We start from the raw sequence: 12,605 nt of genomic DNA, 5'->3' as shown, positions 1-12,605 counted from the left end.
TGTGTAATGGCGTTTTCAGCGTGTAACTAATAACAAATTTATGAAATCGAGAGATATTCTATTTTCGAGTCTATTTGTTGTTTTTTATTTGGTTCTCTTTTTTTCTGTAGAGGCGCAAGTTAAGTCGAGCAGGGGGACGTTGGGTTACACGTTCGAGGAGAAAAAGCGAGATGCACGGACTTCGGGAGATCCGTTTTTACAACGAGGGGACACGTTGTACTTGCTTTATGATTTGACGGATTCTTTGCAAATGAGAACGGGAGAAGGTGTTGAATGGTGGCAACGTTTCTTGACGAAGGAGGAAATTGCGATTGTAGAGGACCCTTCAAATGAAGATATGTTTGATCTTGGCGAACCGGATATGTTTCTTGTGCGGCGTTGGAAATTGAGTCCGAAAAAGGAATTGTCATCCGAGGAAATTAGAGAACTGACCTTGACGACACGTGACGAGGTAATTGCTTTTTATGAACGGGAAGTGAAACGAATGGCGGAGAGGAAAGCCAAGGATAAAGGATTTAAGATATACGTTCGGGTTTGGGGATCTTTTAACTTGGAATGGTATTTTGATAAAATATATATGATTATTCCAAAAACGGATAGTTCGGCTGTCATGTACGATATATATACCTTGTGAATTTATGATTTTTGAAAATGGGAGCAAGGCGAGAGTTTCGTTATAGTTTCTAGGAAATCTATATGAAAGCTAGGATTTTTGTCTAATTTTGCGTGATTGAATAAGAATGCTTAATTAGATCTATGGGTATAGAAAGGACATGGAAAACGATTGTTTTTCTAGGAGTTATATTCGTCGGGAGTGTGTTGCGCGTAGCAGGACAGGGGAACGATAGTCTGGTGAACGTGTCACCACGTAAGTTCGTGCATGGTTTGCGGGTGGAGGGACGTCCGGAGTATATTTTCCCGACAAGTTCTTTTCTGAAGGGGGCGAATGCCGAGGGGAGGATTATCCGGGGAGCTTTTTCCACTCACTTGAAATATTTGTTCCGTTATCGCCCGGGGAGTGTTGACGAGCGTATCTATGGAGATGTTTATCAAGGGATAGGGCTCGGGTTTTATAATTTTGGGGAATCCCGGCAGTTGGGAAATCCGGTTGCGTTTTATTTGTTTCAAGGGGCTCGTATCTCTAGTTTGGCTCCTTGGTTGTCTTTGCATTACGAGTGGAATTTTGGTTTGTCCGCGGGATGGAAACCGTATGACTCGTATTATAATTCGTATAACACGATGATCGGTTCGAAGGTGAACGCTTATATTAATGCTAATTTTTATTTGCGCTGGAGGTTGTCCCCGAGGGTTAGCCTGCTTTCGGGGTTGACGGTATCGCATTTTTCCAACGGGAACACGAAGATTCCTAATGCCGGGTTGAACACGATCGGGGGAAATATCGGGTTAGAGTGTAATTTCTACCGGAAGGATGATTTGAAGTCGTTGGAGAGGAAAGTGGCTTTGATCACACAACCTTTTCGACGGCATTTCACGTACGATTTTGTTTTCTTCGGTTCTTGGCACGATCGGCTGGTGAAGACTTCCGACGGATTTTCCCCTTCCCCGGAGGCTTACCCCGTGTTCGGGTTTAATTTTACCCCGATGTATAATTTGAATTATAAACTCCGGTTAGGCGTGTCTCTGGATGGGACGTTTGACGGGGGAGCTAATTTATACACGGATGGGGATGTGTACGGGAGTGTGGATAAGTCAGACATTGTTCGTCCCCCTCTAGGGGATCAGTTTGCCCTAGGGCTTTCCGGGCGGGCGGAGTACGTGATGCCCTTTTTTGTCGTCGGAGTTGGGATCGGGGCGAACGTGATCGGGAAGAATGATCTGAATATGTTCTACCAACTGTTGACGTTGAAAATAGCCTTGTCCCGTGCGGTATTTCTGCACGTGGGGTATCGTCTACAAAATTTCAACGAACCTAATTTCTTGATGCTGGGGATAGGTTTCCGGTTTAACGGGAAATATACCGCTTTTTAGAATTGTTATTCCCAGAATATTACTGAGAAGTTGTTGAAAATGTATTACGGTGAAAATAATTATCTTTTCAGCCCGATTTCCTTTTGGCTGGCATTATTTTGTACTTTTGTAAATAAAATGAGAGCCGAATGGATATAAGTCATAATTATGCGGAGGCGGTAAAAACTATAAAAGGAGCGATATTGCGTAGTCAGTATCGTGCTATTTCTTCTGTGAATAAAGAGCAACTTTCTTTGTATTATGGTGTAGGACAATATGTCTCAGAAAATTCTCGTGATGGATTTTGGGGAACGGGTGCTATTGAGACGATTAGTCAGCAATTACAGAAGGAATTACCGGGGTTGCGAGGTTTTTCTGCTGCTAATATCAAATTTATGCGCCAGTTTTATGAAAGTTGGAGTGGGCAGTTGAAATCGCTAACCGCGGTTAGCGAAGTGGAAAATGACAAATCGCTAACTACAATTAGCGAAATTGATACTTTTCAATTGGTGGGAAATAAAGATATTGATGGAGAAGTTTTTGATTTGTCCGTATTTTTGTCTCTTGGTTTTACACACCACATGATCATTGTCCGTAAGGTTCAAACGCTTACAGAGCGTTTGTTTTATATTCGCCAAGCTGTGGTAAATAAGTGGAGTAAAGAGGTTTTGACGGCAAAGATTGCGGATGACTTGTTTCATCATAAGGGAGAATTGGCACATAATTTCATTCAAACTATTCCGGATGTTCGACAATCATTGAAGACTATTGAAATGTTCAAAGATGAATATTTGCTAGACTTTATTAATGTGGAAGAACTTGGGGAACGAGACAAGGAGGATATTGATGAACGAGTGGTAGAGCGGGAAATTGTGCATAATATTAAAAAATTTATCATGACTTTTGGGCGTGATTTTGCATTTGTTGGTAATCAATATAAGTTGGAAGTGTTTGGTGTAGAACATTTTCCTGATTTGATATTTTTTAATCGGGAACTCAATGCATTGGTCGTGATAGAACTGAAAAAAGGGGCGTTTAAGTCTTCGTATTTAGGGCAACTATGTACCTATTTACGCCTTGTTGATGATCAAATGCGTAAACCACACGAAAATCCATCTATTGGGATAGTACTTTGTAAAAGTGCAGATAAGAAGTATGTAGAATATGTGATTCAAGATTATGATAAACCGATGGGAGTGGTCACCTATAAAACTTCTGATGATATGCCTGAAAGGTTGAAACAGGCGTTACCTGACATGGAAGAATTGAAAAAATTGTTGTAGTTGGGGATTAGTTTCCGGTTTAACGGGAAATATACCGCTTTTTAGAATTGTTTGTATTATACGGGGTGGTAGTGTCGGGATTTTTGGCTAAATTTGTGATATGCCTTTTAGGGGTGTGTTAATATTTAATTAAGTGTATATATGGCATTTACGCATTTTCATGTACATTCTCAGTATTCTATTCTCGACGGGGCGGCGAGTGTGCCCGGTTTGGTGGAGAAGGCGATTGCCGACGGAATGAAGGCAATTTCGTTGACGGATCACGGGAATATGTTCGGGATAAAATTATTCTACGATACTTGTCGCAAAAAGGGGATAAAACCTATTTTGGGGGTGGAGGCCTACGTGGCCCGGGTGTCTTTGTATAACAAGGAGAAACCGGTGGACCGTTCGGGAGAGCATTTGATAATCCTGGCCAAGAATCTGAAAGGGTATTTGAATTTGATCAAGCTTTGTTCTGCGGCGTTTGTGGACGGGTATTATTATCGTCCGCGTATTGATAAGGCTTTGCTGGAGAAGCATCACGAGGGGTTGATTATTTCGTCGGCTTGTTTGGGAGGTGAGATTTGCCAGAAGATTATGGCCGGGGATATCGAGGGGGCGGAAGCGGCTGCCTTGTGGTACAAGAATTTGGTGGGGGAGGATTATTACCTGGAGGTGATGAGGCATCCGGCAGAATCAGCCAAGGAGAGAGCGGAGGTTTACGATAATCAGGTGAGGTGTAACACGGAGATTCTGCGTATGGGCGAGAAGTTGGGGATCAAGGTGATTGCCACGAACGATGTGCATTTTCTGAATGCGGAGGATGCGGAGGCGCATGACTTGTTGATCTGTCTGAATACACGCAAGGATTTGGATGATCCCAACCGGATGCGGTACACGCGGCAGGAGTGGTTCAAGACAACGGCCGAGATGGAAGAGTTGTTCAAGGATATTCCACAGGTAATCGAGAATACACAGGAGATTGTTGATAAAGTTGAAGATTATAAACTGGATTCCGACCCGTTGATGCCGGTTTTCCCGATCCCGCCGGAGATCGGTACGGAGGAAGAGTACCGGAAGAAATACACGGAAGAGGATTTGTTCAACGAGTTTACCCGTAATGAGAAAGGTGAGGTCGTTATGAGCGAGGAGGATGCTCAAAAGAAAGTGAAGAAGTTGGGGGGATATGATCGACTTTACCGTATTAAGTTGGAGGCAGATTATTTGAAGGAGTTGGCGATGAAGGGAGCCGTGCGGCGATATGGTGAGAATATTCCACCGGATATTATGGAACGTTTGATTTTCGAGTTGCATATCATGAAGACGATGGGTTTCCCGGGGTACTTCTTGATCGTGCAGGATTTTATTCAGGCGGCTCGTGATATGGGGGTGATCGTGGGACCGGGGCGTGGTTCTGCCGCGGGAAGTGCCGTGGCGTATAGTCTGGGTATCACGAATATTGATCCGGTGAAGTATGATTTGCTGTTCGAGCGTTTTTTGAATCCCGATCGTATCTCGCTACCGGATATTGACGTTGACTTTGATGATGACGGGCGTCAGCGGGTGTTGGAGTGGGTTACACAGAAATACGGGGCGGATAAGGTGTCGCACATCGTGACTTTCGGTAGTATGGCTGCCAAGATGGCGATTAAGGACGTGGCACGGGTGCTGAAGTTGGATTTGTCGGAGGCAAACCGGTTGGCCAAGATGGTGCCGGAAACCCCGAAAATCACGTTGAAGAAGGCTTACAAGGAGAATCCTGATTTGGAAAAAGAACGGGAGTCCTCGAACCCGCTGGTAGCAAAAACGCTTCATTTGGCGGAAATTTTGGAAGGCTCCGTGCGGCAGACGGGGGTACACGCTTGTGGTATCTTGATCAGTCGTGACCCGTTGACGGAACATATCCCGATTATGCCGACGGAAGGGGAAAGTTTGATGACGACTCAATATGACGGTCACTTCGTGGAGCCGATCGGGTTGATCAAGATGGACTTTCTGGGATTGAGAACGCTTTCGATTATAAAAACCTGTTTGGATAATATAAAGAAATCCCGCCACGAGACACTGGACGTGGATGCGATTTCGTTGGAGGATAAAGAGACATTCGAATTGTTTTCAAGAGGGGAGACTACCGGTCTGTTCCAGTTTGAGTCGCCGGGAATGAAAAAGCATTTGAGGGCGTTGAAGCCGAACCGTTTTGAGGATTTGGTGGCCATGAATGCCTTGTATCGTCCCGGGCCTATGGAGTATATCCCGGATTTTATCAAGCGTAAGCACGGGGAGGCTCCTATCGAGTACGATCACCCGATGATGGAGCCTTACTTGAAGGACACGTATGGTATTACCGTTTACCAAGAGCAGGTGATGTTACAGTCCCGCGCATTGGGTAATTTTACCCGGGGTATGTCGGATACTCTTCGTAAGGCAATGGGTAAGAAACAGATTGACACGATGAACCAGTTGAAGACGCAGTTCATCGAGGGGTGTAATAAAAACGAGGAGTTCGTGAAGGGATGCAAGGAGATGGGGAAGGAGGTCAACCCGTTGGTTGATAAGATTTGGGGAGACTGGGAGGCATTTGCATCGTACGCGTTCAACAAATCGCATTCGGTTTGCTACGCTTATATTGCTTACCAGACGGGATTTTTGAAAGCTCATTATCCTGCCGAGTTTATGGCGGCCAACTTGAGTTGTAACTTGTCACAGATTGAGAAGGTTACGGTTTTCATGGACGAGTGTAAGCGAATGGGGTTGAGCGTGCTGGCTCCGGATGTGAACGAGTCGGATGATGATTTCACGGTGAACCACAAGGGAGATATTCGTTTCGGGATGGCCGGAATCAAGGGAGTTGGCGAGGCTGCCGTACACTCGATTATCCGGGAACGGAATGCTAACGGGGGGTACAAAGATCTTTTCGATTTCTTCGAGCGTTTGGATTACAAGACGGTGAACAAGAAGACGTTGGAAAATCTGATTACCGCGGGAGGGTTGGATAGTTTCGGGTTGGATCGGGCGCAGTATTTCTATATGCCTGACGGTCACACGACATTTCTTGAAAATCTGGTGAATTACGGGCAGAAAAAGCAACAGGATAGTTTGATGATGCAGGCGACGCTGTTTGGGGGGATGGATGAATATGACGTGAAAAAGCCTACCATTCCTTTGTGTGAACCTTGGACGGACGTGGAGAAGGCGCGTAAAGAGAAGGAATTGATCGGTATATACCTAACTTCTCACCCGTTGGATTCGTATAAGTTAGAGATCAAGGCGATTTGTACTCCTTTGGAGAGTCTGAGCAGTGATTTGAGTTCTTACAAAGACCGGGACGTGACGATTGCGGGAATTATTGTTGCCATGCGAGAGGGGAAGACGAAGAAAGGGAATGATTTTGGTATTTTGACAATCGAGGATTTCACGGGTTCTTACGAGTTACCTTTCTTCGGGGAGGACTATATCAAGTTCCGGAATTATTTTATTCTGGAGACGTCCATCTACATCAAGGGTAGAGTGCAGGAAAAGAAGTGGGGCGGGGCCGGAGAGCTGACTTTTAACGTGCAGAGCATGGATTTGCTGAGCGTTATCAGCGAGAACCTGATTCGCTCGATCACGTTGCAGGTGGACGTGGAAAAGCTGACACACGAGCTTGTGTTGGAGATACATAACCAGTTCGTGAACGAGAAGGGTGATCTCCCGTTGAATTTTATTTTGTATGACGGGACGGGACACCGGGTAAAGATGTTTTCAAGAACCTGTAAGATAGGGCGTTCGAGAGAATTATATGAATATTTTGAAAATAATGATGCTATTAAAATGAAAATTAATTAATTTCGCCATGTCAAAGCGTTGGATCATGGCGGAACTTAATCCAACGCTTTTAGCATGAATATTATTATAAACTTTAAAGATAGAAGTATGGCTATTGCAGTTAATGATTCAAATTTCGAGGAAGTTGTGCTAAAAGCAGAAGTTCCTGTTCTTGTAGATTTCTGGGCAGAATGGTGTGGACCATGTAAAATGATGTTACCCATCGTGGAAGAGATCTCTAAAGAGTTCGAAGGTAAGTTAGTGGTTGCTAAAGTGAACGTGGATGAAGGTTCTGCTGCTGCTAAGTATGGTATTCGTAACATCCCGACAATTCTTTTCTTTAAGAATGGCGAGGTTGCTGACAAACAAGTAGGTGCAGTACCTAAGACGACTTTGGTTTCTAAAATCAATGCACTGCTTTAAAATATTAAACCGCCGATCGGCGGTTTTTTTTGTTTGAATTTCCACTTGTAATTTGCAAAGCCGTAAGCTTAACTTGTAGCTCGTAACGGGAATGTCCAAAAGTCATTTTTCAAACTCCCTCCCCCCTTCGGGGTACTCCCTCTATGAACAGAGGGAGAGCTGAAATACTCCCTATATTCTGGGAGAGACACCAGCTCCTCCTCTGTTTATAGAGGAGGTGGCTGCGAAGCAGACGGAGGAGTTTTTTGAAATAAAATGACTTTTGGGATAGCTTCTAATAAAGAATGTACCCGGCCACTCCTGCCGCTATGATCATGAGTATCGGGTCCATTTTGAATTTGAAGGTGGCGATGAAGGCTATGGCGAAGATTATATAGCTTTTGTAGTCCACGAAGTTTTGTTTGTTCATCAATAACAACGCTGCTGCCCCGATAAGTCCTAAAACAGTGATTTTTAAACCTTGCATGGCCATTTCCACGTATTTGTTGTCCCGGAACATGAAAAAGAACTTGGAGATCGTGATCATGATGATCAGGGAGGGAAGACTGACGGCTATTGTGCAGATGGCTGATCCCCAGATGCTACCTGTTGCCGTGTAGCCGATGTAGGTGGCGGTGTTGAAGGCGATGGGGCCGGGCGTGCTTTGCGAAATGGCCACGATGTCCGTGAAGTCGGCCACGCTGATCCAGTTGTGGGTTTCCACGACGTCATGTTGTATCAACGAGAGCATGGCGTAACCGCCCCCGAAACCGAATAGACCGATTTTGAAGAAGGTGATGAAGAGGCTGATATAGAGATCAAGTTCTGACATGTTAATTGAAAATTGAGAATTGAAAATTGAAAATGGAGAACGGACTTTGTTTCATGACATTTTTAGAGTTTGTGGGTGATCTTGCCGTAGAGCAAGCCACCTAGGATGGCGGCGATGATGATATATATGGGCGAGAGGTTGAGTAACCAGACGAGGAGGGCGGCAACGACCGGGAAAATGATGGTTTTACGGGTAACACCTGCTGATTTACCCATTTTGTATAAAGGAGCGGCGATGAGGGCCACGACTGCCGGGCGGATGCCTTTGAATACTCGTTCTACTCCGGGGTTGTTTTTGAAATCCGTGAAAATGATGGCGATTAACAGGATTACGATGAAAGAGGGGAGGATGGTTCCGAGGCTGGAAAAAATGACCCCTTTAATTCCTCGTGCCTTGTAACCCACGAAAATGGCCGTGTTCAGTGCAATCGGTCCGGGGGCGGATTGGGCTATTGCCATCATCTCCACGAATTCGCTCTCTTTTAGCCAACCTTTTTTATCCACGACTTCTTGTTGGATGAGTGGTATCATCGCGTAACCACCTCCTAGCGTGAAAGAACCGATCTTGAAAAACGAGATAAATATTTGCCAGTATGAAGCCATAATTTTGCGTTATATATCAGTGGCAAAGATACGATTTCCCGACTAAAATTCTTAATATTGTAGTGTTGAAAACAGTGCAGATGCGTTAAAACCTTGTTGATTTTTGGAATGAGAGTTCAAGCCTTTGTACAGGCTCTGGTGAAGAATATACGAACTTGATGATTCATGTATGAAAAAAAGTACGAAAAGAAAGATAATTGTTGTTTTGGGCCTGTTTGTGGTAGTCGGCCTGATCGTGTGGTTCGGGATTTTCCGAAAGGTGGGGAGGTTTGATACTTTGCAGGCGGTACCCGTGGATGCGGTCTTTAAGGTGAATATTGTGTCTGTAAATAGCGTGCATGAACGGTTGCACCGGAATTTTATTTGGAAATCGTTGAAAAATTATCCCTATTTCGAGGAGTATCATTCGAATTTGCAATACGTGGATTCCTTGGCGAATACCTATCCTAAATTAAAAAGGATATTAACTGATCGTCCGGTAACAATTTCATGTCATCAGGTGGGGTTGAACAAATACGATTTCCTGTACGTTTGTGATTTGGGGAAATTGAATGTGATTCAGGTGTTTGAAACGTTACTGCTGAAATTGGTGCAGGATGACGAGATAAAAATAAAGACGATCAAGGACTCGAACGGGGAGATCCGGGAGATTCGCTGGGCTGACTGGCGATTCTTTTTCACGATTAAGGATAATCTGCTGATCGGTTCATCGTCTCATGCTCTGGTGGCTCGTTCTCTGGCTCGGTGTAAGACGAACAAGGAGGTGCAGGAAGTGGTGGTTTCGGGGGATATAATGCTTGATCTTGATCATCGGCAGTTGGGAAAATGGGTTACTTCGGTCATGGAGGCATCGGCGGTGGCAGATGAATTTTCATTGTTGAAAAATACCCGTTTGATGATGCAGTTGAATGATAAATCTCTTCGTTTTGTTGGGGAAACGAGGCCCGATCCTAATAAGTATTCTTTGTTGGATGTAGTTAGTTTCTTGGAAGGTGGTTCTTCTAACCTAGAGACGATCGCAGGTGAAAATACGGCAGCTTATGTTTCTTTTTGTTTTCCTTCTTTCAAGGATGCGGAAAATTTGCTGTTGGAGAATTACAAGGTGAATAGCCTGCAATCTTACACGGAAATGAAGAAATCACTGGATCGGTTGAATAAATTTCTGAATATGGACGTGCTGGAGGTGTTTACATCTTGGATTGGTGGGGAGGTGGCAATTATCAAACCCCGTTTGGAGAACGATCAGAAGGCGGATCATATCGTGCTGGCGATACGGGCAAAAGAGATTCATCTGGCCAAGGATCAAATGGCTTATCTGGCCGAACAGATTCAATGGAGGACTCCTATCCGGGAGAGGGCGATGGAGTTTAACGGACACACGATTCATTATTTCCGGTTAAAAGGTTTTTTCCAGCTTTTCTTCGGGGGGATGTTCGAACGGTTTGAACGACCTTATTATACATTTTTGGGTGATTATGTCGTTTTTAGTAATTCTCCTGCCACACTCGCCGAGATGATTAAAGAGTACGTGCTGGGAAACACATTGGAGAATGACGAGAAACATATGCGTTTAAAAGGGCAGTTGGGAAGTCGGAAGAACGTGTTCGGTTACGTGCAGACACCCAATACGTACGAGTATTTATATGATTCTTTCAAGGCGGGTTCCCAAGAAAGTTTGGAGAAGAACAGAGGGGCATTTCTGAGTTTTGAAACGATCGGTTTCTCGTTATCTAAGGAGGGAGGAATTTTTGAGACTCAAATTATAGCAAATTATAATGATAAGGCTCCCGAAGAGTACAAGATGCGAGAGTTGAATCGTCAGTTTGAGAATCAGATAAACAAGATCGAGGCAGGTTTTTATTATCCCGTGATTCCCGATAGTATTGCGGTGAGTAATCAAGAGTATTACGAGTACAAGTCGGAACAGGCCATTTTTAAAGGGGCACTGAAGGATGGAGAGCCGGATGGCGTGTGGTGCGTGTTTAATGTTGCGGGAAAGTTGCTCGGACAATTCCCGTATGGCGACGGAAAGATAGACGGGATTGCTCCGTTTTTTTACGAGAACGGGGATTTGTTGGCTCAAGTGACTTATAAAAACGGGCTGATTGCGGGATATAAGGAGTTTTTCCCGGACGGGACGCTTCGTACGGAGATCGCATATCGGAAAGGATTACGACACGGCACGGCAAAGTTTTATTATAATACCGGGCATTTGTTTTGTGAAGGACGTTACAAGAACGGGCGACAGACCGGAAAATGGCGGTATTATAAAGTAACGGGGGAAAAACTTTATTAATTTTAGATTTTAAATTTTAGATTGAAAAATTTAATGATTTCGTGGTTAAGAAATCGTAGGAGAGGTCACTGAACTATGGAATCATAAATTTAGTGAGTTCCTCAATTTAAAATCTAAAATTTAAAATCTAGAATTATAGGGTTTGTTTTAAGATCTTCACAAGCGAGTCTCTCGTTTGAATGAAACGAGGCATATTTTCCGGTGAGATCGGTTCTTTTGGGGGTGAACTCATTTTTAACGGGTTGATGGGAGTTCCATTTTTATATACCCGGAAATCCAAATGAGGGCCTGTTGCCAGTCCTGTACTACCGACATAGCCGATGACATCACCTTGTTTTACCCGTTTGCCCGGTTGGATCCCTTTAGCAAATTTGGAAAGGTGCATATATGTTGTGGTGTACACGCTGTTGTGTTTGATGGTTACGTAGTTTCCTCCACCGTTAGCTTGATAGGCTTTTTTCACGACAACGCCGTCCCCGATGGTGTGTACTTCCGTCCCTGTTGGGGCTGCATAGTCCACGCCATGATGCGCCCTGTATCTTTTCAGTACCGGGTGGAAACGGTTATTGGAGAAACCGGAAGAAATACGGGAATATTTTAAGGGGGCTTTTAAAAAGGTTTTTTGTAAGCTATTTCCTTCTTCATCAAAATAGGCCAGTTTTTCGTTTTGTTCAAAAGGAATGGCATAGAAGTCTTTGCCGGAATTGGTGAAAATGGCGGCTTTCACGTTAAAGTCTTGCAGGGGTTTGTCTTCCACGTATGATTGTTCGTAAAGGACACGCACTGAATCGCCTTTGGCAATGCCGTAAAAATCGATGCTCCATGCGTAGATATCGGATAGCGTGACAGCGAGCATGGGGTCTGCTTGGGCATCAACCATGGCATTCCATAGATTGGAGTTTATAATTATATTAGCTGTTTTCTCTTTGGTCACGATGTCTTTTTTGCCCACGTAAACATCCGCAGTTTCCTTGAAATCTATGACAACGTATTCTAAGGCATTTTTTTCGTAAATGAAAAATTCCGGGGTGCGAAGGCTGTCTTGTGCCAAGAAAAGAGTGTAGTTTTGACCTCTTCTGATACTTCGTACGTCAAAGATATCCTTGCAGCGTTGGGAGATTTCATGGATTTTGGCTGGTGATACCTTGTATTTGGAAAGGATTAAAGAGAGATTCTCATTTTTTCCCACGATACCTTCTTCTATAATAAAGTTTTCATCGGGGATACCGTATTTGTAATGAATTTGTTGTTGTTCGGTCGTGTCAACAACTTCCTCTACCGCACTAGCCTCTAATATTGCCTCTTTGTTTCCTCTGTTGCTGGGCCAAAAAATAATAATACCTAACACGAGCCCTATGGCTGCCCAAATCCAAATCCATTTCGTTTTTTTCATCTTTTCCGTTTGATTCCTAATGTTCACTCAAAATCCGGGATGC

The 12,605-nt window shown here is 44.1% G+C and carries 9 protein-coding genes; 6 read left to right on the top strand and 3 right to left on the bottom strand.

Annotated features, from left to right (window positions below):
- Positions 1-40 precede the first annotated feature (40 nt).
- The 5 genes from R8806_RS13685 to trxA all read left to right on the top strand — a co-directional run bounded on the left by R8806_RS13685 (position 41) and on the right by trxA (position 7,460).
- Positions 41-634, top strand: coding sequence for a hypothetical protein (locus R8806_RS13685; protein WP_151411720.1), 594 nt, complete (start codon positions 41-43; stop codon positions 632-634).
- Positions 635-756: 122 nt separating this feature from the next.
- Complete coding sequence (locus R8806_RS13680; RefSeq protein WP_124317069.1) at positions 757-1,989, top strand: acyloxyacyl hydrolase; 1,233 nt, start codon at positions 757-759, stop codon at positions 1,987-1,989.
- Between the two features lie 128 nt (positions 1,990-2,117).
- Positions 2,118-3,251, top strand: a complete 1,134-nt coding sequence (locus R8806_RS13675) for a PDDEXK nuclease domain-containing protein (RefSeq protein WP_124317070.1) — start codon at positions 2,118-2,120, stop codon at positions 3,249-3,251.
- 141 nt (positions 3,252-3,392) lie between these two features.
- Positions 3,393-7,058, top strand: a complete 3,666-nt coding sequence (gene dnaE / locus R8806_RS13670) for a DNA polymerase III subunit alpha (protein WP_124317071.1) — start codon at positions 3,393-3,395, stop codon at positions 7,056-7,058.
- A gap of 87 nt (positions 7,059-7,145) precedes the next feature.
- Positions 7,146-7,460, top strand: a complete 315-nt coding sequence (trxA, locus tag R8806_RS13665) for a thioredoxin (RefSeq protein ID WP_027200880.1) — start codon at positions 7,146-7,148, stop codon at positions 7,458-7,460.
- A 274-nt stretch (positions 7,461-7,734) separates the two neighbouring features.
- On the opposite strand, the gene R8806_RS13660 is transcribed toward trxA, so the two are convergent.
- Both R8806_RS13660 and R8806_RS13655 read right to left on the bottom strand, forming a co-directional pair.
- Positions 7,735-8,271, bottom strand: a complete 537-nt coding sequence (locus R8806_RS13660; RefSeq protein WP_124317072.1) for a chromate transporter — start codon at positions 8,269-8,271, stop codon at positions 7,735-7,737.
- Positions 8,272-8,333: 62 nt separating this feature from the next.
- Complete coding sequence (locus R8806_RS13655) at positions 8,334-8,873, bottom strand: chromate transporter (RefSeq protein WP_124317073.1); 540 nt, start codon at positions 8,871-8,873, stop codon at positions 8,334-8,336.
- A 169-nt stretch (positions 8,874-9,042) separates the two neighbouring features.
- Between R8806_RS13655 and R8806_RS13650 the strand changes: the two genes are divergently transcribed.
- A complete protein-coding gene (locus tag R8806_RS13650) occupies positions 9,043-11,169 on the top strand; it encodes a toxin-antitoxin system YwqK family antitoxin (protein WP_151411718.1) in 2,127 nt (708 codons plus the stop codon).
- Between the two features lie 133 nt (positions 11,170-11,302).
- Here the strand turns inward: R8806_RS13650 and R8806_RS13645 are convergent, their stop codons facing one another.
- A complete protein-coding gene (locus tag R8806_RS13645; protein WP_124318424.1) occupies positions 11,303-12,562 on the bottom strand; it encodes a M23 family metallopeptidase in 1,260 nt (419 codons plus the stop codon).
- Positions 12,563-12,605: the final 43 nt, after the last annotated feature.

Source organism: Butyricimonas faecihominis (genome assembly GCF_033096445.1).
GTDB classification, from domain to species: domain Bacteria; phylum Bacteroidota; class Bacteroidia; order Bacteroidales; family Marinifilaceae; genus Butyricimonas; species Butyricimonas faecihominis.
Note: the sequence above shows the minus strand (reverse complement) of the source record. Positions and strands in the feature narration are given on the sequence as shown.